The following is a 23,900-nucleotide window of genomic DNA, read 5'->3' as shown; positions in this document are numbered from 1 at the left end:
CTTTGCCCCGAACCACCCGTCGGATCGATCGACGATCGAAATCCACGGTGCGAAAACTTTCTGAAACAATCCGGAGAGAGGGATCATGCACCCCTGCATTGGCTTCAGGTCGCTGGCCATGACGGCGGCGATGTTCATGGGCCCCGCGTACCTCGCTGCGCAAGAGGCCGCCCCGGCCGCGCCCGCCGCGGCGGCCCCCGCCCCAGCTCCCGCCGCGCCGGCGCCGGTGCCGATCGCCGCGGCGGAGGAGCACTCGGTCAAGCTGTTCGAGCCGCTGACGGACTACGAGCTGCCCGAGCGCGTGGGCCTGATCCTGACGCTGTTGATCGCGGTCGCGGGCCTCGGCTACGCGGGGATGCTGGTCGGGCAGGTCCTGGGCGCGGACCAGGGGACGCCCAAGATGCGCGAGGTGGCGGACGCCGTGCGTGAGGGGGCGTGGGCCTATCTCATGCGGCAGGCGAAGGCGCTCTTCCCGCTGATCTTCCTGCTGACCCTGATCCTCTACTTCACCGCCCAGGCGAGCGGCGCGGTGCAGGTGGGGCGGGCGGCGGCGTTCTTCGTCGGGGCCTTCTTCTCGTGGCTGGTCGGCTTCGTCGGCATGAACCTGGCGGTGCGGGGCAACCTCCGCGTGGCCGCCGCGGCGCGGACGAGCTACGGCAACGCGATGCAGCTGGGCTACCGCACCGGCACGATCACGGGCATGCTCACGGACGGCCTGGGGCTGCTGGGCGGCACGGCGATCTTCATCATCTTCGGCGAGAAGGCCTACGAGGTCCTGCTCGGCTTCGGCTTCGGCGGCACGCTGCTGGCCCTGTTCATGCGGGTCGGCGGCGGCATCTACACGAAGGCGGCCGACGTCGGCGCCGACCTGGTGGGCAAGGTCGAGGCGAACATCCCCGAGGACGACCCGCGGAACGCGGCGACCATCGCCGACAACGTGGGCGACAACGTCGGCGACTGCGCCGGCATGGCGGCCGACATCTTCGAGAGCTACGAGGTCACGATCGTCGCGGCGATGATCCTGGGCTACGCCAGCTTCGGCCACAAGGGGGTGATCTTCCCGCTCTTGGTCCGGGCCATCGGCGTGCTCGGCTCGATCATCAGCACCTACAGCGTCCGTGCGGGGGTGGACAGCACCAGCGACGAGGCCCTGCACTCGGTCCACCGCGGCTTCGTGATCGGCTCGATCATCAGCGTGGTCGGCTTCATGGCGCTGGGCCTGGGTTACCTGCACTTCGACGACGCCTACATCCACAGCTATCCCCAGGCCGCCTACGGCTACAAGGTGACCGACGAGTTCGCCGCGGCCCGCGACGCCGCCCTGGCCTCGGGCGTCTCGCTCAAGGACTTCACCGCCGGCTACGAGGGCCCGATCCTCGCCGCCCAGCCGTTCTGGGCCGACCTGGGGATGGTGAAGGGGCTGGACATGCGGCCCGCCTGGACCTGCCTCATCGGCATCATCCTGGCGATCGCCCTAAACAAGGTGACGAGCTACTACACCCACACGCAGTATGAGCCGGTGAAGAGCCTGGCCAAGAGCTGCCAGACCGGCCACGCGACCAACATCATCCAGGGGCTGGCCGTCGGCTACGAGTCGGCCGTGGTGGCGACCCTGGTCATCGCCGGGGCCATCTTCCTCTCGGTCGTGGTCTATGAGGGGGCGAGCCCGTTGTTCGTGGCCTACGGCGTGGCCATGTGCGGCATCGGCATGCTCACGCTCACCGGCAACACGATCTCGATGGACGTGTTCGGCCCGGTGGCCGACAACGCCAACGGCATCGGCGAGATGGGCTACGACAAGGAGGAGATGGGCGAGGAGAACTACAACCGCGCCCGCCAGATCCTGGCCGACCTCGACGCGGTGGGCAACACCACCAAGGCCGAGACCAAGGGGATCGCGATCGGCTCGGCGGTGATCGCGGCGGTGAGCCTCTTCTCCAGCTTCATCGCGGTCGTCGCGGTGGGGAGCGAGGACAAGGTCGCCACGATGCCCCTGGGCGACTACCTGAACGAGGCCGGCAAGCTCTCGGTCGCCGCCCCGATGGTCTTCATCGGCGCCCTGATCGGCGGCGTCGTGCCGCTTTTGTTCAGCTCGATGCTGATCCGGGCCGTGGGCCGCGCCGCGTTCCTGATCGTCAAGGAGTGCCGGGCCCAGTTCCGCGACAAGGACATCTGGTCGGGCGTCAAGAAGCCGGACTACGGCCGCGTCGTCAACATCTGCACCTCGGCCGCCCAGAGCGAACTGGTGGGCCCGGCCCTGCTGGCGATCCTGGTGCCGATCATCGTGGGCATCTTCCTCGGCCCGCAGGCCCTCGGCGGGTTCCTCGCCGGCATGATCATCGTCGGCCAGCTCCTGGCCGTCTTCATGTCCAACGCGGGCGGCGCCTGGGACAACGCCAAGAAGCTCATCGAGGACGAGCCCCGCACCGAGTTCACCGGCAAGGGTTCGGAGCGGCACAAGGCGGCCGTCACCGGCGACACCGTCGGCGACCCGCTCAAAGATACGGCCGGCCCGGCGCTCAACCCGCTGATCAAGGTCATGAACATGGTCAGCCTGCTGGCCATCCCCGCCATCCTGGCCACCGGCAAGGGCGACTACGCCTGGGCGCTCTACGTCGTCGGCCTGCTGAGCATCGCCGGCGTCGGCTGGGCCGTCTGGCGCTCGAAGACCGAGAGCAAGGAACTCCGCGAGATGGAGGCCGAACTCGCCGGCGCGGCCGAGCAGTCCTTCGAGAGCGTCGGCACGGGCCGCTGATCGCCGCCCGCGTCGCCGCTCCCGGCCTGAAGTCGTGATCCCGGGCCCTCCCGCTCCCCCGCGAGCGGGGGGGCCTTTCTCTTGCGCCCGCGGCCCCGGCGCGGGCGGATCCGCGGGACGAGATCGACCGCGAGGACGCTGAAGGAGGGAAGGCTTGCGCTTGGGGGGGGTCGCAAGGCCCGGCGGACCGGGCCCTCGCCGGTTGCGTTTGTCGCATCCGGGTCGATCGAGTAAGTTGGGAGGGGTGGATCGATGACGACGAAGGCGGGAGGCCGGCGGTGATCATATCTCGACGAGCCCGGGTGCGGGCTATCGCGTCCCTGCTCGGGATCTGGCTCCTGGCGGCCTGCTGGGCCCTCTCCCCGTCGCGCGCGACGGCGCAGGACGGGATTGGGGGGAGTCCCCCGGCCGCCTCCGCCCCCCCGTCGACCGGCGGCGCGACGGCCGCTGAGCCCGAGGGCGACGGCGAATCGTTTCTGCGCTGGATGATCCGCGCGTCGGGGCTGATCGGCGTCCTCATCGCGGTCATGTCGTTCTACCTCGTGGCCCTGGTGGTCTGGATGGCGCTGCACTACCGGACCTCGGCCGCCGCGCCTCGACTCCTGGTGCGCGAGACTCGCGAGCTGCTGGACCAGCGGCGTTACGGCGACGCCTACAACCGGCTCGCGACCGACCGCTCGCTGTTCGCGAGGGTGCTGGCGGCCGGCGTGCAGAAGCTCCCCGCGGGGATCGCTCCGGCGCGTCGGGCGATGGAGATGGCGAACGAGGACGCCACGATGGAGATGGAGCACCGGACGACCTACCTGGCGACCGTCGGCACGCTCGGCCCGATGATCGGCCTGGTGGGGACGGTCTACGGCATGATCAAGGCCTTCCGGGTCATCGCCACCCGGGGGGCCGCGCCGCAGGCCAGCCTGCTGGCCGAGGGGATCTCGACGGCCCTCTTCGCCACCCTCGAGGGGATCGCGATCTCAATCCCGGCCATCTACTTCTACGCCCTCTTCCGCAACCGCATCGCCCGGATGTCGCTGGAGGCCGAGAAGGCCGCCGAGCCGCTCCTCGAACTCTTCGCGCCCGGGGTCAAGCCCGAGGCTCCCGCGCCGGCCCCCTCGCCCGGCCCCGCCGGGCCGGGCTCGCACCCGCATCCGTTCGCGCTCAACGCGGCGCTCGCGGCGTCGGCCGGCGGCCCGCCCCGTTCGGCGCTGCCGCCGGCCCATACCGAGTGATCGAGCGACCCCGGTCGAGGCCGCCATGCCGCGTTCATCCACGTCGCACTCGCTCAACCCGAACCTGACGCCGCTGCTGGACCTGGTCCTGCAGCTCATCACGTTCTTCATGATGCTCATCCACTTCGGCAACCAGATCGAAGGGGAGACCCGCGCGGTGCGGCTGCCCGTGGCCCCGGCCGCCCTGCCCGGCTCCGACCTGGCGATGGATCGGCTCGCCGCCGCGATCGACGCCCGGGGGAACCTCCTGGCCGACGGACGGACCTACGAGGGGCCCGAGGCCTCGGCGTGGTGGAAGCGGCAGGCCGACTCCCGGCGCGCGGGGCTCGAGCTGATCCAGGAGGCCCCGGCCGCCGGGCCGGCGCCCCCCGAGCCGCCGACGCTGCGCCTGCAGTTCCCCGCCCCGACCCCCGACCCAGGCGGCGAGCTGCCGACCATCGTCGTCCTCCGCGCCGACCGCGAGGCCTCCTACGGCGCGGTGAGGCGGACGCTGACCGACGCCCAGTCTCAGGGCTTCGCCAACTTCAGCCTCGTGGTCCTGAACCGGGAGCAGCCGTGAGCGTCTCGCCGCAACTGACGACCACGCCCATCGAGGAGGACGAGCACGGGATCCGGCGGTCGCGCCGCTACCGCCCCGGCCCCCCCGACGACGTCTATTTCCCGGTCGCGCCGATGCTCGACATGGCGTTCCAGCTCCTGGCCTTCTTCATCCTGACCTTCCGCCCCCCCACGGCCGAGACCCACATCGACCTGCACCTGCCCACGACGCCCGCCGCCCTCCCCAGCGCCCCGCGCGGGATGGCGAGGCCGACCTCGCGGAAGGTCGACGCGGACCTGGAGAACGACGTCCTGATCCGCGCCGAGGCCGACGACCTGGGCGACCTGAAGACGCTCAGGCTCGGCGAGGCCCCCGTCCCCGACCTGGCCCAGCTCGGCCAGCGGCTGCGCCGCTACGTCGAATTGCTCGGCGATCGCCCGATGCGCGTCCGGCTGATCGCCGACGACCGCCTGCTGTACGAGCCCGCCGCGCGGATCATCGCCGTCTGCTCGGCCTCCGGCGTGGCCGCCGTCCGCCTGGCCCCGGCCGGAGCCTCGCCGTGATCCGGCCCGGGGGCCGGGCCCTCGTCGCCGCGCTGCTCCTCGTCGCGCACGGGCCGACCGCCCTCGCCCGGCAGGACGATTCGCCCCTGGGGCTGTCGGACCTCGCCGCCGAGCACCAGGCGCTCGCGGGCCGGGCCGACGCCGACGCCCCCGCCCGGCCCGCGACGTTCCGCCAGCTCTGGGAACGGCCGGACGAATTCCGGGGCGTGCGAGTCCGCGTGGCGGGGCGGGTGGTCCGCATCTTCCGCCAGGACGCCGTCGGCAGCTTCCCCGCGCTGGTCGAGGCCTGGATCGAGCAGCCGCCTGGGGACCTCCTCTGCCTGGTCTTCCCGGCCGCCGACCGCGACCCGGGCGTCGCGAAGGGGGCGGCGGTGGCCTTCACCGGCGTCTACCTGAGGCGCGTGCGCTATCAGGCCGACGGCGATCGCCTCGCCCCCCTGATCGTCGGCCCCGCCGCGCCGAGCGTCGAGGAGCGGGCGGCGGAGGATCGGCCGGTAGTCGGCCGTCCCGGGGTTTCCGACTGGCCGGGGCCGGTCGCGATCGTAGGATTGTGCATCGGGCTCGCTCTGATCTCCGGGCTCCTCGCGTGGCGTTCGCTGGCCGTCCCCGCCGGCCGGGATCGTCGTCGAGGCGGCCGATCGGCGGCCCCGCCCGGGCCCGCGCCCGAGTTCCTGGAACCGGAGGCCGACGATGGCGATCGCCGATGAGCACCGCCTGGGAGAGACGCCGCTCACCGACCCGCGGTCGCTGGGGACCTCGGCGCTGTTCCACATCGCGCTCGCCGCGCTGGCCTCGCTCTCGGTCCTGACGGCGCTGACCTCGCCGGCGGACGACGGCGGGCGCAAGGCCATGCGGGGCGAGCTGGAGCCGGTCGACAACCGGGCGAAGGGGCAGGAGAAGGAATCGGGGGTCGGGGGCGGCGGCGGCCCGGGAGACATCGGCGGGCTCGGCGACCCCGAGATGGCGGCCCGGCCCCGCAACGCCCCCGAGATCAAGCCGGTGCGCGACCCCACGGCCGACGCCCTGCTCTCCGAGATCCTCCCCCGCAGCGACGTCAAGCTGGATGAGACGCGCTTCCGCGACCTCCCCGAACTGCCCACGTCCGGCGCGGGGCTGATCCCGGGCTCGGGGTCGGGCGGCGGCGGGGGCGAGGGGGGCGGCTCCGGCGGGGGCGTCGGCCGGGGGATCGGGCCGGGGACCGAGTTCTTCGGCAGCCGCGAGCACGGGCGTTCGTTCGCTTATGTGATCGATTGCTCCGGCAGCATGAGCACGCGCAACGCCCTGGACATCGCCAAGCGCGAGCTGCTGGCGAGCCTGGACCGGCTGCCGCCCGACGTGCGGTTCTCGGTCACGTTCTACGACCTGAACGCCCGCAAGCTGACCGACGCCCAGGGCCGCCCGGGTTTGATGCCGGCGACCGGGGCGAACAAGGCCCGCGTCCGCGCGCAGCTCGCCGCCGTGGCGCCGTTCGGCGGCACCGACCACCTGATGGCCCTGCGCACGGCGCTGGTCGACAAGCCCGAGGTGATCTTCTTCCTGACCGACGCCGCGTCGATGACCAATGACAACGTCGCGACCCTGCTGTCCGAATCCGGGCGGAGCCGGATCCAGGCCATCGAATTCGGACTCGGTCGCGACCTCGGCCAGAACACGCCCCTGCGGCGGCTGGCGACCACGACCGGCGGCGCGTACTTCTACGTCGACACGTCGAAATTCCCCAAGTCGGCCGCGGGCTACTGACCCGAATCCTCAGCGCCGGCCGCCCTGGGGGCGGAAGCTCTTGCTGAGGGCGCCCTCCATCGCCGAGGGGACCTCCATGCCGAGCGCGGCGAGTTCGCGGTAGACCTCGGCCGGGTCGGTGTAGCTCGACTGTCGGCCCCGGGGGGCGTCCCAGAGGATGTAGCGCTGGACGCTCTTGAAGTCTTGGTAGGCCAGCAGCAGGCTGTTGTCCGCGTAGGGCCAGGCGGCGACGATCGGCCGGCTTCGCGAGCCGGCGGTCCGGAGCGACGGGGTGAGCAGTTCGAGCTGCTTGCTGGGCATGCCCTGCACGACGACCTGCCCGGCCGACGCGCCGCGCATCGACGGGACGACGGTCAGGCGATACGGGCCCAGCGGCGTGTGCCGGTGCCCCACCGGCCGGGCGCCGGGCCCGGCGGCGGCCTTCTGCATCGCGCCGGCGGCCTCCTTCCAGAGTTCGTGAAGCTCCCCCTGGAGGAACCGGATCGGGTCGACGTCGACGAGCAGGACCTGGTCCGAATCGTCGACCTCGGCGTCGGCCTCGGCGGCGATCGCCTCGATCCGCGAGGCCTCGGACCCCTGGCCGAGCCTGGCGGCGCGGGCGTCCTGGTCGTCGGCCGGTTCGTCCTCGTCGGGCTCGACCCGCGCGAGCACGCGGTCGAGCTGCACGGCCGAGCGGTCGAGCTGCTCGACGACCCTCGGGGCGAGGTGCCGCGTCAGGGTCCGGTGCAGCTTCTCGCCGGGGTCGGGCAGGTGGAGCACGCGGCTCGCCAGGAAGTGCCAGGCGTCGCTCAGGCGGCCGCGCCGCGCCCGCTGCCAGCGGGCCATCTCGACGAGCGGGTAGACCACCTCGGCCCACAAGGCGGCACCCGAAGGGTCGCGGTAGGCGGCGCCGCCGGCGTAGCGGAGGACGGTCTCGCGGAGGTCGGCGTGCTCGCGCCAGGCCTCGGCCAGGCGGTTCCAGCGCTCGACCAGCTCGTCGCCGACCTCGCGTTCCGGAGCGATCTTGCGGAGGTCCTCGAGCGAGCGGGGGATCAGTCCGACGTTGAGCACACCCTTCGGGTCGGTCATGTGCTCGCGGGCGTAGGCGCTGGCGTCCTGCAGGGCCTTGCGGACCTGTCGGAGCATGCGGCGACGGTTGGGGCTGTCGCGCCAGCTCAGGAACTTGGCGAGGACTACGGGGTTGAGAGCCGGGCGGACCTCGATGCGCTGGTCGAGGAGCTGGGCGGCCTCCTGCACGGCGGCCTCGGAATCGTGCGCGGTCAGGGCGTAGGTCAGGGCCAGGATCAGCCGCGCGCGGTCCGCGTTCAGGCGTTCGAGCGGCCGGCGGGCGTAGAACGGCCTGCGCCGGGAGCCGACCAGCAGGTAGGCGAGGTAGTAGCCCGAGAGGTAGCGTTCGTCGGGGTTGAGCGAGATCGGCTCGGCCAGGATCGTGCGGAGCATCTTGCGGACGAGGGGCGACGCGGCGAGGTCGGCCGCCTCGGCGGCCGTGATGCGGGCGGGGGCCGTCGAGGGGCGTCGCGCGGGCCGGCCCCCGGCGGTCGCCGAGCCGTGGGTCACGGCCCGCCCCTCGCCCAGCTCGGCGAGCGCGCCCAGGTCCATCATCGGCTCGACGGGCTCCTCCTCGGGCGGGGGCGCCTCGCCGACGCCCGCCTCGGCCTCCCCCAGGAGCTTGCCCGCCTCGGCGCGGAGCACCTTCGCCACGGCCGAGCCGCCGGGGGGGCGGTCCTCGGGCTTCTTCGCCAGCAGGGCGAAGATGAGCTTCTCGAGCTCGGGCGACGCGCCGGCCGCGCGGGCGTTCAACGGCGGGGGCGCGGTGTTCGCGTGCTGCGCCATGACGGTGACCGGCGGTCCCGCGAACGGCACCGCGCCGGAGACCGACTCGTACAGCATGACGCCCAGCGAGTAGAGGTCGGTCCGGTAGGTGAGCTTCTGCCCCTTGGCCTGCTCGGGGCTCATGTAGTGCGGCGTGCCGCGGACGATCCCGGCGGCCTCGTCGTGCTCGGCCAGCAGCGAGAGGCCGAAGTCGGAGAGCTTGGGGACGTCGGCCGAGGTCAGGAGCACGTTACCCGGCTTGACGTCGCGGTGGATGACCCCCTGATGGTGGGCGTAGTCGAGCGCCTCGGCCACCCCGGCGAGGATCTTCAGCCGCTCGCCCAGGGAGATCCCGCGCCAGCGGCGGCCGTAGCTGGTGCCGTCGACCTTCTCCATGACGAGGAAGCTCGTCCCGCCGGCCTGGCCGAAGTCGTAGATCCGCACGACGTTGTCGTGCAGGAGTCGGGCGGCGATCTGGGCCTCCAGGCGGAGCCGCTTGGAGACCTCCTCGCCGGCCTGCTGGTCCTTCAGGACCTTGATGGCCACGTCGCGCTGGAGGACCAGGTCGGTCGCCGCGTAGACCGCGCCCATGCCGCCGCGGCCCAGCTCGGTGTTGAGGAGGAATCGATCGTTGAGCGTCGAGCCTGGGCCGATCACCGAGCACCCCCGCCGTCGAAGGGTTCCATCCGGGCCGCGACGCCCATCCCGGCGATCGCAGCGGCGCCCGAGCAGGCGCGGCGTCGCCGTCGGGGGTCGGGCCGCGGGCCACATCGCCATGATGCCCCCCCGCACCCCGCCCGTCAATCAGGCGAGCCCTCGCGACGACTGGAAACCACGCGGCCGACCGGCTAGAGTCGGTTCCGTGCGTCGGGAAGTCCCCGGCCGCCCCCCTTCGCACCGACGCAGGAGGATCGCGATGACCGCGAGCCGCTCGACGTTCCCGACCCTGATCACGTTCGGGATCGCCCTGACCGCCGCCCGAGCCCAGGCGCCCGTGCCCGCCCCGGCCGCCGCCGCTCCCGCCCCGGCGCAGGCCCAGGCGAACGCGACGCGGACCGCCCCCGTGCCGGAGGCCGAGGCTCACCGGCCGTCGCCGATCCCGGACCGCATCATCCGCACGATCGCGGCCGACCCGGCGCGTTCGATCGCCGTCACCTGGCGCACCGACGCCGCCGTCGTCCAGGCCGTGGCGCAGGTCGCCAAGGCGGAGCACGGCCCGCGGTTCGCCGAGAAGGCGACGACCGTCGCGGCCGTTTCGCAGGACCTCGTTTCGAACCTCGGCCCCGCCCGCTATCATTCGGTCCTGCTCGGCGGCCTGGAGCCCTCCACCAAGTACGCCTACCGCGTGGGCGACGGCGTCGACTGGAGCGAGTGGTTCCAGGTGTCGACCGCGTCCGACAATCCCGAGCCGTTCCGCTTCCTCTACTTCGGCGACGCCCAGAACGACGTCAAGTCGATGTGGTCGCGGGTGATCCGCAAGGCCTACGGCGACGCCCCCGACTCCGCGTTCCTGGTCCACGCCGGCGACCTCATCAACCGCGGCGCGAGCGACGCCCTCTGGGGCGAGTGGTTCGGGGCCGGCGCCTGGATCAACGGCATGGTCCCCAGCGTCCCCTCGCCCGGCAACCACGAGTATGAACGCCCGAGGCTCCCGGACGGCACCGTCGTCCCCGACTCCAAGGGGGTCCTCACGTCCCACTGGCGGGCCCAGTTCGCGCTGCCGGAGAACGGGCCCGCCGGGCTGGAGGAGGCGGCCTACTTCTTCGACTACCAGGGCGTCCGCATCGTCTCGCTCAACTCCAACGAAGGCCAGCCCGAGCAGGCCGAATGGCTCGACCGGATCCTGGCCGAGAACCCGCAGAAGTGGACGATCCTGACGTTCCACCACCCCATCTACTCCCCGGCCAAGAACCGCGACAACGCCGAGCTGCGCCGCCTCTGGCAGCCGATCTTCGACCGCCGCAAGGTCGACCTCGTGCTCCAGGGCCACGACCACACCTACGCCCGGACCGGGCTCAAGTCCTATGAGAACGTCCCCGAGGGGGGCACCGCGCGCGACGATCCCGACGCCACCGCCGGCACGGTCTACGTCGTCTCGGTCTCCGGGCCCAAGATGTACGTCCTCGACCCCGAGCAGTGGATGAAGCGGTCGGGCGAGGACGTGCAGCTCTATCAGGTGGTCGCCGTCGACGGCGACGTCCTGCGATACGAAGCCCGCACGGCGCTCGGCGACCTCTACGACGCCTTCGAACTCCAGAAGCAGCCCGACGGCCGCGCCAACCGCCTGGTCGAGCAGATCCCCGACACGCCGGAGATCCGCCGCCCCGCCCCCAAGGCCGCGGTCGCCGAGTGACTCAGCCCATCGGGTCGACCTCGCGAGCCCCGTCCGCCAGGTCGACCGTTTCGGCCGGGATGTGGACGACCCGGCCGTCCCGCCAGGCGGCCAGCGGCAGGCCGAGGCTCTTGTGGAGCCTCGCCGCCCCACGCGCGGCCTCGTCGACGGCGGCGTCGACGAGGGAGACTTCGCGAAAGGCCGGGCCGACGTCGCCCCCGCCCCTCAGGAACCGGCGGCCGGCCGGCCTCGCGTTGTCGTAGACGCGCCAGCTCGCGGCCAGCGGGCGATACAGCTCCTCGAGGTTTCTCAGCCCCGCCGCGTGGCGGCGGCGGACGACCTCCTCGGGGACGTGGTGGCCGCCGTGGCTCACGCGGCCGGCCACGCGCGCCACGGCCAGTTCGGCCGAGGGGAGCGACAGGAAGACGAGGTGGAACTCGTAGCCCGCCGCGATCAAGGTCCGAAGCCAGGTCGCGAACGATCGCGTGGCGAGGGTCGTCTCGAACGCGAAATCGGCGCGGGCCGCCGCGAGGTCCTTCAGCCTCGCCAGCATGATGCGGCCGGCCTGGACGGCGACGGTCTCAGGCGCGAAGGCCGAGAGGCCAGCGGCGATCGCGTCGGCGTTGACAAAGTGGCGGACGGCCAGGGCGTCGCGCAAGAGCGGTGGGGCGAGGGTCGACTTGCCGGCGCCGTTGGGGCCGGCGAGCACGATGACGTTCGGGCCGCCCATGCCGGCGTCAGACCCCCGCGGGTTCCAGGTTCAACATGCGACGGTGGACGTCGCGCATCAGGTCCTCTGAGATCACGCCCTCCCAGCGACCGTCGACGCACTCCGGCGCGCCCTGGCGGGCGGCGATCCAGGCGTCGTCGCGGCGGATCATCGCCTCCAGCTGGCGGGCGTCGTAGGAGCCCAGGTCGTCGAGCATCTCCTTGAGGAACCGCATCGTGTGGCAGTCCAGCTCCGGCTTGGGGATGAACTCGTCGAGGGCGCGCCAGCCGAAGTGTTCGAACCGCCGGTGGACCGACCGCAGGACCGGGCCGTGCGACCAGGCTTCGAAGCGGCCGGCGAACAAAGGCTCGCCGTGCATCGCCAGGTGCCGCGCCTGGGCGAAATAGAGCAGCTTCTGGAGCTTCGCGAGGGTGATGTACGACCCGGCCTCGTGGCAATCCCAGACGATGTAGTTGGTCACTCCCTGGACGCACTGCCGGCCCATGACGTCGTCTCCGTCGATCGAGAAAGGGGCGCTTGTCTTCCTCCTCAATCGTACCCCATAAGCCGGCGCGTACAACGTTCCCGACGGAATCGTCGGAAAACCACATCCGTATTACTTCGGGGCCCGGACCGTGATCCGCGCCGGCTTCGCCCCGCCTTCGAGGCGGATCGTCCGGCCCTGGTCGCGACGGCCGACGACCTCGCCCGACACCTCGGCTTCGGGGGCGACGCCGTGGACGACGACGAACGACGGCCCGGGATTCCAGGGGTGCACGGTGAACGCGGCCTCGCCTGGGGCGTCGGCCTCGACCTCGATCGCGCCGGGGGCGCAGATCCAGAGGCCGGCCCCGCGCAGGGCCCGGAACTGGTAGGGCCGGGCGAGGGGGCCGGCGAGCAGCCGGACGGCGCCGGGCTGGAGGGTGCCGGGGTTGATGTCGGCCGGGTTGCGCGCCTGCGAGGTCAGGTTGAACGAGTCCGGCAGGAGCCCCCGGTTGGGGTCGTCGAGCGGATAGGTCTGGAGGATCCCCGACGCGGCGATGCCGTCGGCGAGGCGGCTCCAGGGGCCCTCGGCGTCGTAGCGGGCCAGCTCGATGAGCGCGTCGGCGTAGACGAGCCCGCACCACTGAACCGGCAGGCCGATCCAGTTGGGCGCGACCCAGTTGGTCGAGCCCAGCACGGGGATCGTCGCATAAGGTCCGACGGCCTCCGGCCCGCTCGCGTCGGTCGGGTCCACGAGGTAGACGAACGGGACGCCGGTCCAGGCCCAGTACTTCGCGGCGTCGAGGAACGACGGGTCGCCGGTCAGCTCGTAGCCCAGGGCGAACGCCCGGACGAGGTAGGCCGAGGCGAGGACGTCGGGCGTGTGCAGGGCGATCTCCCAGGTCTGCGCCCCGCGCGGGACGCCGTCGCGGAAGCGGTCGCGGAGGATCGCCAGCAGCCGCAGGCCCTCGTCGACGGCCGCCCGGTCGCCGGAGTAGGCGGCCAGCCGGAGCATCTGGTCGATCGGCTGGGCGGCGTATCCGCTGGCCTCGTCGCTGAAGTGGGTCCGTCCGTAATCGAGGCGGCCCCGAGCCGGCCGATACCGGCGCGTGCCGTCGGGCTCGAACATCCGCGACGAGGCGACGACCGCCGCGACCGCCCGGTCGAAGCTCGCCGCGCCGCCGTCGTCCGCCGTCCCGGCGTCGGGGAGCACGAGTGGGGCGACCGGATAGCGGTTGTGCCCCACGGCGGAGTGCAGATCGCGGTCGGGGCGGAGCTGAGCCTCGGCCTCGGTCGACGCCGCGCGGAGGCGATCCGCCAGCTTCGGATCGTCGGTCAGCGCGGCGAGCCAGCTCGTCATCCAGGCGGCGTCGGCCGCCGGCTGGGCGCGGAAGTCGCCGGCCCCGGCCGCGTGGCGATAGCGGCCGCCGTCGCGGATGGGCGAGTCGAGCCAGCCGGCGGCGGCCAGCCGGACGTAGTCTTGCAGTCCGGGCGTCGCCGGGATCGGCGGCAGCCCCTTCAAGGCGACGTAGCGCTGCACGGCCGGGATGATCGTCGTCCCCTCGCCGGCGATCAGCAGGCCCGACGCCTTGAGCGGGACGCCGGGCGCGAGGGCCGTCGGCTCGTCGGGGAACAGCGACCCCTCGACGCGGTCGCCGGCCTCGGCCCCGGGGGCGATGAGGCCCATCAGGTGGCCGCTGCCGCCGAGCGTCCGGTCGGGCGAATCGAACAGCGGCGCGACCCCCGGACCAGGCTCCCAGATCAGGCCGAGGTAGCGGCCCCGGGCCTGGACGGCCATCAGCGGGAACGTGAGCTTCGGGGCCGAGGGGACCTTGCGGAGGGCGTCGGCCTCGCCCAGGTCCGCCGTCGAGCTGCTCGGCTCGTCGTCGAGGTATTCGACCCCCGCCAGGAGCCCCTGCCCCTTCGACGCGCCGAAGGCGCCCTGTCCGTGGCCCGGGAGCGTCACCAGCAGCGGGGCGTGGAAGATCGCCCGGGGGGCGTCGACCGCGCATTCGGCCTCGAACGCGATCACGCCGGGCGAGTGCGGCCGGAACGCCTGCTCCAACCGCCACGCGCCCCCCTGCTCGTCGCGGAACGTCGTCCCCACGCGCAAGGTCCCGTCCGCCGGATCGACGGTCGTCTCGACCTTCGCATCGGTCGGCGCGGCCACCCACTTCACGGCCGGTCGGCCGTCGACGACGGTGCGGTAGGCGATCGTCGGCCTGTCGTGTCCCGTCGCGACCTCCCGGCCGTCGACGCTCAGGGTGAAGCCGCCGAACCGGGCGGGGTCCTGCTTGAGCACGAACGTCCCGGCCTCGACGCGGGGGGCGTCGGCCGCCGGCCTCGGAATCCCCGGCTCCGGCCAGGCGGCCTCGATGAGGAGCCTGGGCGCGAAGCGGATCGACTCGATCAGGCAGACGCCCGAGCTTCCCGGCGGGTCGATCCGGATGACGGTCCTCGGCCCGAGCGGCGGCAGGTGGAGGATCACGTCGCGCCAGCCTCCGGCGCGGACGGGCTTGCGCACGGAGCGCTCCTCATTGGTCTGCTCGCCGGGGCGGATGTAGAAGACCTGAAGCTCGCCCGGCTTCTCGACCTTGATGCGGACCCTGGCCGTCAGAGGGACGCCCTCGGGGAGGTCGAACGCGGGGCTCCCGAAGTAGGGGTCGCGGCCGTCGATGCGGACGGCCATCCCCTCGGAGACGGCGTCGAGGCTGTGGACGTCGTGGAGGCCCGCCCAACCTCGCAACGCTTCGGGCGACCGGAAATCGAAGCCCGCGAGCGGCTTCGGCTCCTGCGCGAAGGATCCGCGGGCGGTCCAGGTCGCCGCGATCAGCGCGAGGCCGAGAAGCGCGAGGGGGTGTCGCATGGGTGAGTCTCCTGGGCGGGTGGGAGAGGGTGGGCGGGGCGATCCGTCGCGAGAGGGCGGGCCTCGCGTCGAGCGCCGCCAGTCTAACCCCGTCCGAGGGTCGGGGCCAGCTTGCGGCGGGCGTGGGGGAAAGGTCGTGGCGGTCGACCAGGCTTCGAAACGCGACGGCCCCGCCGACGCACGGGGCGTCGGCGGGGCCGTTGAATCGCGGGGCGATTCAGCCGAGGGAGGTGACTCGCGTCACTCGCCGGCCGGGGTCGGCAGGAGCAGGCCGCCGGTGCGGACCTCGGGGGCCGGAGGAGCCTCTTCGCCGGTCAGCGAAGGGGTCAGCTCGGCCGGGACCGAAGCGACGGTCGCGGTGGGCTTGCTGTTGTAGGTGTGCTGGCCGGCGCCGTAGATCGGGGCCGGAGCGTAGCCCTGGCCCGTCGGGGCCGGGGCGTAGCCCTGGCCGGAAGGAGCCGCGTAGCCCTGGCCGGAAGGAGCGACCTGGCTGGTCGGGTAGACGGCGGCCGGGGCGCAGCCTTCGCCGCAACCTTCGCCGCAGCCACCCTTGTGGCCCCACAGCCGCTTCTTCTTCAGGACCCACTCGTAGGTGACGGGCGGGTGGAGGGCGCTCTTCAGCTTGCAGTGCAGGCCGTCGAGCTTGCCGCCAAGGTGGCCGAAGAGGTTGCACTTCTTCTTCGGGGCGCACCCGTCGTCGCAGCCGGCGGTCGGGAGGTAGCCCTGGGGGCTGGCGATCACGCCCTGGGGCGAGGCCAGGCCGCAGGTGGTGCAGCCGGCGTCGAAGGCGCCGGCCTTGCTGAGGCCGGAGAACGCGAGAGCCATGACCAGGCTGAGGCTGAACGTCAAGGGCTTCGACATGGGAGAAAACTCTCCTTGAGTAACGTTATACGAGGACCGCGATTCCGGCCGGCCGTTTCGCTTCGACCCCGTTTTCGTTTCGGTCGTCCATTGGCATCGATCCCGCGGTCGAGGTCTTCCCGGGACCCGGGGCCTTGCGGCCCCCCCGCGATTCCGACGCCACCAGGTTTCGGTGCTCCCGTCTGCATCTCGCTCCGAGGTTTCGTGTTCCCCTCGGCGAGTCACTAGTTGTATCGTCATCGGGGCCGGGACCCTTGAACCCGCTTCACCTTTTGCACCAAGGCTTTACGTCAACGACAATGCCGGTCGTCGGGGTCCGCGAAGATGGGCAAGCACCGCAAGATCGAACGCCGGCGCATCCCGGACGACCCCACTCTTCGAGGCCTAACGGACAGCCGAACCCCGGCAGTCGACCGAGGCGGCAGCGGCCCGCGCGCCGGATTCCCTTCGCGCACCGTTCCCGTCCCCGGGCTTGGCCTGCAAGAATTGCACGCGGAGAGGCGTCGGCGGGCGATCGGGCGCGGGGCCGGGCCGTCTCGGGGCCGGGATTTCAGCGGATGAGGCGGGCCGGAGACGCCTCGGCGGCCCGCGAGGGGCGGGGATCGAGCCGGAGGAGGACCAATCCGTTCCGCGTGGAGGCGGATTCGCGGAGGATGGGCGTCGCCGCGCCTTCCAGTTGCTCGCCGAGGACCCGGTAGACCTTCTCGCGAAGGAGCAGGTATTCGCCCGCCCGAGCCTCGCGGGCGAGCCAGTCGGCGAGGACCACCTTGGAACGGGCGGTCAGGCCGGGAGCCATCGCCGAGCTGTCTGAGTTCCGGCCGGCGATCTGATCGTAGGCGTCGTTGTAGCGGGGCTGGCTCCCGGGCACGGCCTCAAGGCGACGACCTCGGAGATAGAACCAGAGCCCCTCGTCCAGCTCGTGGAAGAAGGAAAGCGCCTCGACCTCGGCGGGGACGGATTCCTCGATGGCCCGCGCGATCTCGCGATGGCCCCGCGTCGCGTTCCCCGCCGGCGCGACCCAGCCGTATCCGATCACGACGGCCAGGGCCGTCGCCGCCAGCGACGGCACGAACGCCGCCGCGCCCCAGCCTCGGCGACCGCCGATCGCCCCGAGCACTCCGGCGATCACCACCCCGGTCGCCATCAAGGCGCACCAGCCCGGATTCGCCGCGCCGACCGCGCGGCCCGAGAGCGCCAGAGCCGTCGCCCCCACGGCCGACCAGATCCCCCATTGGAGGAGCAACAACGTCCGGGCGGACCGCAGTCGATCGCCGCCGAACGCTCTGCGATCAAGGCGGAGCCACGCCGATCCGGCCAGGAGCGCGAACCCCGGCAGGCAGGGCACGTAATAGTTGGGCTTCGCGACCGCCCACAGGCTCAGGATCAGGGCCACGCCGATCGACCAGCACCACGGCAGCCAGATCGAGGCGTCCTCCCCGCCCCGATCGCGCCGGAACGGCAGCAGCACTCCCGAGATCCCGGCGACCACCCAGGGCGCGATCAGGACCGGCCACTCCAGGAGGAACCAGGCCCGCTCGCGATGCACGATCGGCAGCGCGCCGGTCTTCTGGCCGATCTCCGCGACCCACACCCCGGCCGCGTTCGGGTCGGCGAGCCAGACCGGCAGCGGCCACGAGAGAGCGATCGCCACGAAGGCCGAACCGCCCCAGGGATCGACCGCCAGCCGGGCGATCGCGCGGGCCCGGCCGGCGATCAGGCCGTAGGGCAGGAGCGTCGCCGCGACGATCGCCAGGATCACCGGCCCCTTGCAGAGGAAGCCGAGCCCCAGGGCGACGTGGAAGAGGATCGCCCACGGCCGGAAGGCGAGCGGCCGTCGAGGTCCGGTCGATCCCCCCGCTTCCAGGAAACGGACCGCCGCGTAGAGGGCGAGGGTCGTGAAGAAGGCGAGCGGCACGTCCTGGCCGGCCTGCCTCGCCTCGGCGATGAACAGCGGCGTCGTGCCGAGGATCATCGCGGCGGCGAGCCCGAGCGGCCGGCCGCCGAGTCGCAGCCCCAGCAGATAGGTGAGGCCGACCGTCCCCAGCGCCGCGAACGCACCCGGGAGTCGGACGACGACCTCGTCGCATCGGCCGACGACCGTCGCCACCGCGGCGGTCGTCCAGCGCGGCAGGGGGGGCTTCTCCAGCCGGGGCCGGCCCTGGATCCGGGCCACCAGCCAGCGGCCGCTTTCGAGGGTGTCGACCACCTCGGCCGCCAGCCGTTGCTCGCGCTTGCCCCAAAGTTCGACCGAGCCCAGGCAGGCGAGGAAGATCAAGGCCGCCAGGATCGCGACGACTGACTCGACGGCCCATCCCCGGCGAGACGGCCCCGAGTTCGTCCCCTCTTCGACCGCACCCGACATCCGTTCGCCTCCCCGGTCGGACCCCGCCGCGGACGGCGGCTCGATCACGCCGGGAGGCTAGCGGAAAGTGACGATTCGGGGAAGGCGAGGGGCGTGACGGGGCCCCGGGTCAGGGCGTGGCTTCGAGGACGAAGTACATGCTCAGGCTCGGCTGGGCGTCCGATCGTGCGTACATGAGTCCGAGGTAGAGCCCCGGCGCGATGAGGCGGATCTCGTCGCGGTTGCGTGCGTAGACCCGCGAGGTCTCGGCGTAGTCGAGGATCAAGGACGGGCCGCCGTCGAGCCAGCTCTCGGCCTGGTAGAGCTTCCCTTTGATCGAGGGGACCCCGAAAAAGCGGTTGACCGCCATCGCGCCCGAGTCGTCAACGACCTTCCCCTGCCAGACCAGGCGGGCGCCGACCGACATCGCCGCGTTCCGCCGGGCGCCGGGAGCGGGGAGGACCGTCCCCCGGACCCGCCCCGGAGGCAGGCCGACGACCGTCCCCTGGCGATAGAGCGACTGCAGTTCGGCCTCGCCCATCCGACGCAGGGCCGCGACGTCCAGCGCCGCGGCGGGCGCCTGGGCTCGAGCGGCGGGGACGGCGATCGACGCGACCGCCGCCAGCAGGAGGCTCCCGGCGGCGGAGAGGCGGCGCAACGTGCGGCGTAGCATGGTCATGGAGAAGGCTCGCGAGCAGGGGACGACGCGGCGGGAACTCAGGCGGGGCCTGACTCGGTGCGTCATCGGCGCCCCGCCCCCCCCGCCTTGAATCGCCCGACCGATCCGGAGCCCCGACCGCGACGGCGATGCCGACTCGCGCGACGGGGCGAAATAGCCGGGCCGGCGCGGGGCCGGTCGACGCCTAGGTCTCGGGGCGAGCGAGCAGTCGGGTTGACAGCCTCGCCCGCTCGCGGTTAAATCGCCCGACCGATCCGGAGCCCGGCCCCGAAGCGACCCGACGGCCCGCCGATCCCGACGATCGGCCGCCGCGGCCCCCGGGGCGACGAATTCTCCCGTGACGAGCGAACACGCAGGATCATGAAGAGATTTGATTAGAGAATCTCGGACGAGGATCCGACTCGATTTCCAGGCGTACCAAGGATGGTGACCGTTGCGGGGAGTCCCGGTTCAAGGATGAGCCGGTCCCCGCAACTTTTCCGGGACCACGTTCCGGGCTGCCCCACCCCTCCCTGACGCGCCTCCCGATCGGGACGAACCGTCCTCCTTTCGACGGAGCGAGTAGGCGTCGCGCGGCCTGACCGCGCGGCCGATGGCCCGGCAATTCAGGATGAACGGCTCCCGGCCGCCCCGCACCCGCGAGGAGGTCCGTGGGCCCGCAGGTTCGAGGAAGGGACCGTCTATGGGGCCGAACGTCGGGAACCCGATCACGTCGCGAGCATCGACCTCGCCCCACCGGCAATACACCCTGCCCGAGGGCGGGGGGTCGCCGCGGCCGGCGGGCTGGATCGAGCGGCTGTACGCCGACGAGCCGGCGAACTGCCGGCGGGCCCTCGTGCCGTTCCTCCGCAACCTGCTGTACTTCGGCCTGGTCTTCGCCGTCTGCCGGCAGTACCAGACCGAGGGGCGGGCCTTCCAGGTCCTGATGCAGGTCGCGGGGGTGGCGTTCCCCGTCCACTATCTGGCCCCCTACCGCTGGAAGAAGGCGATCTTCCTGGGGGCCTCGATCGCCGGGCTGTTCCTGGTCTTCGGGATGGACTGCGGCGCGGCGGTGATGGGCCTCTCGGCGCTCATGATCGGCGTCAGCCGGCTGCCGATCTCGTGGAACCTCCGCGCCGGGACGCTGGCGGCCGTCGGCGTGTTCCTGGCCTGCGGCCGGCCGGCGGCGTTGTTCGAACGGATGCCTTCGACCGTCTGGCCGGTGCTGGGCTCGATGTTCATGTTTCGCCTGCTCATCTACATGTATGAGCTGAAGCACGCGAAGAAGCCCGAGAAGCTGATCGACGCGGTGGGGTACTTCTTCCTGCTGCCGAACTACTGTTTCATGCTCTTCCCGGTGGTCGACTACCGGACCTGGCAGCGCGGCTACTTCTCCGCCGACGTCCACGACGTCCAGCGCCGGGGCCTGGAGATGACCTTCCGGGGGGCTGTGCAGCTGATCCTCTATCGGATCATCGACCAGGAGTTGCTGATCCAGTCGTCGGACGTGAACGGGCCGCTGAGCCTGCTGAGCTTCCTGGTGTTCAACTACCTGGTGTACCTGCAGGTCTCCGGGCAGTTCCACGTCGCCTGCGGGATGCTGCACATGTTCGGCTACCAGCTGCCGGACACGCACCATCGCTACCTGCTGGCGACCGGGTTCACCGACTACTGGCGACGGATCAACATCTACTGGAAGGACTTCATGGTCCGCCTGGTGTTCAACCCGGTGGTCTTCCGCCTGAAGCGCTGGCCGCAGCCGGCGGCGCTGGCGGCGGCGACGGCCGTGGTGTTCTTCGTGACCTGGCTGCTGCACGGCTACCAGTCGTTCTGGCTCCGGGGGACCTGGGGCTTCACCGGCCCGGACGCCGTCTTCTGGACCGTGCTCGGCGGGCTGGTCATGGTGAACGTCCAGCTCGACGCCCGCAAGGGCCCGGCGCGGCCCAAGCCCCGGCCGAAGGCGGACGAGCCGCCGCCGGCCTTCGACTACAAGGCGCTGGCGGTCCGCAGCCTGAAGACCGCCGCCACGTTCGCGACCATCACGCTCTTGTGGTCGCTCTGGAACAGCCCCAGCGTCCCGGCCTGGTTCGAATTGCTCGGCCGCGGCCTCCGGGCTTCCTGACACGGAGAGGACCCCTCCCGCCATGGCGCTCATCCAGTCCCCCTCGATCGCCGCGGCCCGCGTCGCCATGGCGCAGGCGGCGGCCCTCGTGGCCCTCTCGCTCATCCCGATCCCCGCCGGCTGGTCCCACGCCCGGCGGCTGATGGCCTCGGCGAGCTCGAACTCGTCCAACCGGGCCGACGCCGACCACCACGCCACCGGCTACTACGAGGGGCTCGTCGGCGGCGCCGAGGGCCCCGGCGGCCGCGGCGAGCTGACCCTCAAGCTGATGGGCAAGCCCAACGGCTGGGTCCGCTTCAACGACGCCGGCGTGGTCCGCCACCTCGACCGCGACTTCCTCCAGTTCGAGCTGATCCCCAAGATCGACAGCGTCCTGTTCGGCCAGCCGTTCGTCACCAACTCGCACGGCATGCACGGCCCCGAGGTCGCCCTCGAGAAGCCGCCGGGCGTCTTCCGGATCGCGCTCCTGGGGGCGTCGATGGACATGGGCTGGGGGGTCAAGTACCAGGACTCGTACGCCCATCAGCTCCAGGATTGGCTGAACACCCACGCGGCCCATCAGGGCTTCGCGTCCGACCGCCGGTTCGAGGTCCTGAACTTCGCCGTGGCGGCCTACAGCCCGCTCCAGCGGCTGGAGTCGTTCCGCCGCAAGGCGAAGGAGTTCCAGCCCGACCTGGTCGTGTTCGCCTCGACCATGCTCGACTCGCGGCTGGCCGAGATCCACCTGTGCGACGTCTTCCGCACCCAGGCCGAGATCCCGTTCGACTTCGCCCGCCGGGCCGTCGAGCGCGCCGGGGTGACCGAGGCCGACCGCCGGGTCGACTCCCGCAAGCAGCTCGTCGCCAAGGAGGCGATCAAGAAGAAGCTCGAGCCGCACTACTGGGACCTGTACGACGAGACCCTCGCCAAGCTCTCGGCCGACTGCCGGACCGCCAAGGTCCCCCTGATGATGGTGATCATCCCCCGGGTCGGGAAGGACGCCGACCCGTCGGCCCGCGCCGAGCCGGTCGCCCGCCTGAGGGCCATCGCCGGGCGGCAGGCCCTGCCCATCTACGACCTCACCGACACGTTCGACCAGATCGACCCGGCGTTGCTGGAGATCGCCGCCTGGGACGACCATCCGAACGCGGTGGGCCACCACCGGCTGTTCCTGGCCCTGACCCACAAGCTGGTCACCGATCAGGGCCGCTACGAGCTGCTGTTCCCGGGCCGGTCGGCCGTCGCCGAGGCGGCCCTGCCCGAGGACCTGCCGTGACCCCCGGACCTCTCATGACCCCATTTCGCGCAACCGAGCTGAACGGACCGACGCCATGGAAGGACGCCATCTCAGCCGACTCCTGGACGAGGCCGCCGCGCGGCGGCCCGCCCACCCCGCCGTCGAGGACGAGCAGGGCCGCTCGCTGACCTTCTCCGAACTGGACCGCGCCGCCGACCGCGTGGCGACCCGGCTGGCCCGCTGGGGGGTCGACCGGGGCGACCGCGTGGGCCTCTGGCTCCCCAAGAGCCTGGAGGCCGTGGCCGCGATCCACGGCGTCCTCCGCGCCGGGGGGGTCTACGTCCCCGTGGACCCGACCGGGCCCGCCGGCCGAGCCGAGGGGATCTTCACCGACAGCGGCGCCAAGGCCGTGGTCGTCGCCGCCAAGCTGGCCCCGGCCCTGCGCGCCGCCTGGGCCGGCCGCGACGGCGCCCCCCGCCTGATCGTCGTCGACGACCCCTCGACCCCGGGCGAACTCGACCCCGAGGAGGCCGCCTGGTCCGAGGTCCTGGCCGACGAGGCCCCCTCCCCCCTGCCCCCCCCGCGCGACGCCGACGACCTGGCGTACGTCCTGTTCACCTCCGGGTCGACTGGGAAGCCCAAGGGGGTCATGCTCTCGCACGCCAACGCGTTCACGTTCCTGGAATGGTGCCGCGACGCGCTCGGCCCCTGGAGCGACGACGACCGGTATTCCTCGCACGCCCCCTTCCACTTCGATCTGTCGATCTTCGACCTGTTCGTCTCGTGCCTCAACGCCGGGACCCTGGTGCTGATCGGCGAGACGCTCGCGAAGGAGCCCGCGCCGCTGGCCGACTACATCCAGGACCGGCGGATCAGCGTCTGGTACTCGGCGCCCTCGATCCTGGCGATGATGACCGAGCTGGGCCGGCTCGACCGCCCCGGCTACGCGCCCCCGAAGCTGGTGCTCTTCGCCGGCGAGGTCTTCCCGATCGCGCCGCTCCGCAGGCTGCGGAAGCTCTGGCCCGACGCCCGGCTCTGGAACCTCTACGGCCCGACCGAGACCAACGTCTGCACGGCGCTCGCGATCCCCGCGGTCATCGACGAGGCGCAGGCCGGGCCCTTCCCCATCGGCTTCGCCTGCCCGCCGCTCGTCGGCCGGGTGGTCGACGAGGAAGGCCGGACGCTCCCCGTCGGCGCGCTCGGCGAGCTGGTCATCGCCGGGCCGGGCGTGATGCGCGGGTACTTCGGCCGGCCCGACCTGACCGAGGCCGCCTTCTTCGCCGACGAGCGCGGGACCTCCTGGTATCGGACCGGCGACCTCGTGGTCGACGACGGCTCCGGCTGCTACCAATTCCACGGCCGCCGCGACCGCATGGTCAAGAAGCGCGGCTACCGGATCGAGCTGGGCGAGATCGAGTCCGCCTTCTACCGCCACGAGGGGGTCGACCGCGCGGCCGTGATCGCCAAGAGCGACGACGCGGGGGTCTCCATCGCGGCGTTCGTGTCGCTCAAGCCCGAGGGCAAGAAGTCGCTGATCGCGATGAAGCGGCATTGCTCGATCCACCTGCCCAATTACATGATCCCGGACCGGATCACGTTCCTCGACAGCCTGCCGGCGACCTCGACGGACAAGGTCGATTATCAGAAGCTGAAGGTCCTGGCCGCCGAGGAGGGGTGA

The 23,900-nt window shown here is 72.1% G+C and carries 17 protein-coding genes; 10 read left to right on the top strand and 7 right to left on the bottom strand.

What is annotated here, in order from left to right; all coding sequences use genetic code 11:
* The first annotated feature begins 85 nt into the window (after nucleotides 1-85).
* The 6 genes from G6O68_RS07220 (at nucleotide 86) to G6O68_RS07195 (ending at nucleotide 6,822) form a co-directional block, all read left to right on the top strand.
* Nucleotides 86-2,755: a proton/sodium-translocating pyrophosphatase gene (locus G6O68_RS07220; protein ID WP_206108039.1), complete on the top strand. Its 2,670-nt coding sequence runs from the start codon at nucleotides 86-88 to the stop codon at nucleotides 2,753-2,755.
* A gap of 278 nt (nucleotides 2,756-3,033) precedes the next feature.
* Nucleotides 3,034-3,981, top strand: a complete 948-nt coding sequence (locus tag G6O68_RS07215) for a MotA/TolQ/ExbB proton channel family protein (protein WP_240911090.1) — start codon at nucleotides 3,034-3,036, stop codon at nucleotides 3,979-3,981.
* A 25-nt stretch (nucleotides 3,982-4,006) separates the two neighbouring features.
* Nucleotides 4,007-4,540 carry an ExbD/TolR family protein gene (locus G6O68_RS07210; RefSeq protein ID WP_165246319.1) on the top strand — a complete coding sequence of 178 codons (534 nt, stop codon included), beginning with the start codon at nucleotides 4,007-4,009 and terminating at the stop codon, nucleotides 4,538-4,540.
* Complete coding sequence (locus G6O68_RS07205; protein ID WP_240911089.1) at nucleotides 4,537-5,082, top strand: ExbD/TolR family protein; 546 nt, start codon at nucleotides 4,537-4,539, stop codon at nucleotides 5,080-5,082. The genes G6O68_RS07210 and G6O68_RS07205 overlap by 4 nt, the downstream gene beginning before the upstream one ends.
* Entirely contained in the window at nucleotides 5,079-5,789 is a 711-nt protein-coding gene (locus G6O68_RS07200; protein WP_165246318.1) for a hypothetical protein, read from the top strand. Before G6O68_RS07205 ends, G6O68_RS07200 begins: the two co-directional genes overlap by 4 nt.
* A complete protein-coding gene (locus G6O68_RS07195; protein ID WP_165246317.1) occupies nucleotides 5,773-6,822 on the top strand; it encodes a VWA domain-containing protein in 1,050 nt (349 codons plus the stop codon). The genes G6O68_RS07200 and G6O68_RS07195 overlap by 17 nt, the downstream gene beginning before the upstream one ends.
* 9 nt (nucleotides 6,823-6,831) lie before the next feature.
* Here the strand turns inward: G6O68_RS07195 and G6O68_RS07190 are convergent, their stop codons facing one another.
* The gene (locus tag G6O68_RS07190) at nucleotides 6,832-9,291 is read right to left on the bottom strand and encodes a serine/threonine-protein kinase (protein ID WP_165246316.1); all 2,460 of its coding nucleotides are present in this window, start codon (nucleotides 9,289-9,291) and stop codon (nucleotides 6,832-6,834) included.
* Between the two features lie 259 nt (nucleotides 9,292-9,550).
* Here G6O68_RS07190 and G6O68_RS07185 point away from each other — a divergent pair, with 259 nt between their 5' ends.
* Nucleotides 9,551-10,987, top strand: a complete 1,437-nt coding sequence (locus tag G6O68_RS07185; RefSeq protein ID WP_165246315.1) for a purple acid phosphatase family protein — start codon at nucleotides 9,551-9,553, stop codon at nucleotides 10,985-10,987.
* A gap of 1 nt (nucleotide 10,988) precedes the next feature.
* On the opposite strand, the gene G6O68_RS07180 is transcribed toward G6O68_RS07185, so the two are convergent.
* The 6 genes from G6O68_RS07180 to G6O68_RS07155 all read right to left on the bottom strand — a co-directional run bounded on the left by G6O68_RS07180 (nucleotide 10,989) and on the right by G6O68_RS07155 (nucleotide 18,905).
* Nucleotides 10,989-11,696 carry an AAA family ATPase gene (locus G6O68_RS07180; protein WP_165246314.1) on the bottom strand — a complete coding sequence of 236 codons (708 nt, stop codon included), beginning with the start codon at nucleotides 11,694-11,696 and terminating at the stop codon, nucleotides 10,989-10,991.
* A gap of 7 nt (nucleotides 11,697-11,703) precedes the next feature.
* Entirely contained in the window at nucleotides 11,704-12,180 is a 477-nt protein-coding gene (locus tag G6O68_RS07175; RefSeq protein ID WP_165246313.1) for a Panacea domain-containing protein, read from the bottom strand.
* 111 nt (nucleotides 12,181-12,291) lie between these two features.
* Complete coding sequence (locus tag G6O68_RS07170; protein WP_165246312.1) at nucleotides 12,292-15,024, bottom strand: hypothetical protein; 2,733 nt, start codon at nucleotides 15,022-15,024, stop codon at nucleotides 12,292-12,294.
* Between the two features lie 240 nt (nucleotides 15,025-15,264).
* Nucleotides 15,265-15,885, bottom strand: a complete 621-nt coding sequence (locus G6O68_RS07165) for a hypothetical protein (protein WP_165246311.1) — start codon at nucleotides 15,883-15,885, stop codon at nucleotides 15,265-15,267.
* Nucleotides 15,886-16,435: 550 nt separating this feature from the next.
* Nucleotides 16,436-18,247, bottom strand: a complete 1,812-nt coding sequence (locus tag G6O68_RS07160; RefSeq protein WP_165246310.1) for an ArnT family glycosyltransferase — start codon at nucleotides 18,245-18,247, stop codon at nucleotides 16,436-16,438.
* A 109-nt stretch (nucleotides 18,248-18,356) separates the two neighbouring features.
* Nucleotides 18,357-18,905, bottom strand: a complete 549-nt coding sequence (locus tag G6O68_RS07155; RefSeq protein ID WP_165246309.1) for a hypothetical protein — start codon at nucleotides 18,903-18,905, stop codon at nucleotides 18,357-18,359.
* Between the two features lie 682 nt (nucleotides 18,906-19,587).
* Between G6O68_RS07155 and G6O68_RS07150 the strand changes: the two genes are divergently transcribed.
* Genes G6O68_RS07150 through G6O68_RS07140 form a run of 3 tightly spaced genes read left to right on the top strand, consistent with a single transcriptional unit; the run spans nucleotide 19,588 to nucleotide 23,900 of the window.
* A complete protein-coding gene (locus G6O68_RS07150) occupies nucleotides 19,588-21,006 on the top strand; it encodes a hypothetical protein (RefSeq protein ID WP_165246308.1) in 1,419 nt (472 codons plus the stop codon).
* A gap of 22 nt (nucleotides 21,007-21,028) precedes the next feature.
* Nucleotides 21,029-22,261 (top strand): SGNH/GDSL hydrolase family protein, encoded by a 1,233-nt coding sequence (locus G6O68_RS07145; protein WP_165246307.1) that lies wholly within the window; start codon nucleotides 21,029-21,031, stop codon nucleotides 22,259-22,261.
* Between the two features lie 55 nt (nucleotides 22,262-22,316).
* Nucleotides 22,317-23,900 carry an amino acid adenylation domain-containing protein gene (locus tag G6O68_RS07140; protein ID WP_165246306.1) on the top strand — a complete coding sequence of 528 codons (1,584 nt, stop codon included), beginning with the start codon at nucleotides 22,317-22,319 and terminating at the stop codon, nucleotides 23,898-23,900.

It is taken from the genome of Paludisphaera soli, assembly GCF_011064595.1.
GTDB classification, from domain to species: Bacteria; Planctomycetota; Planctomycetia; order Isosphaerales; family Isosphaeraceae; genus Paludisphaera; species Paludisphaera soli.
This window is presented reverse-complemented; position numbering and strand designations above follow the sequence as displayed.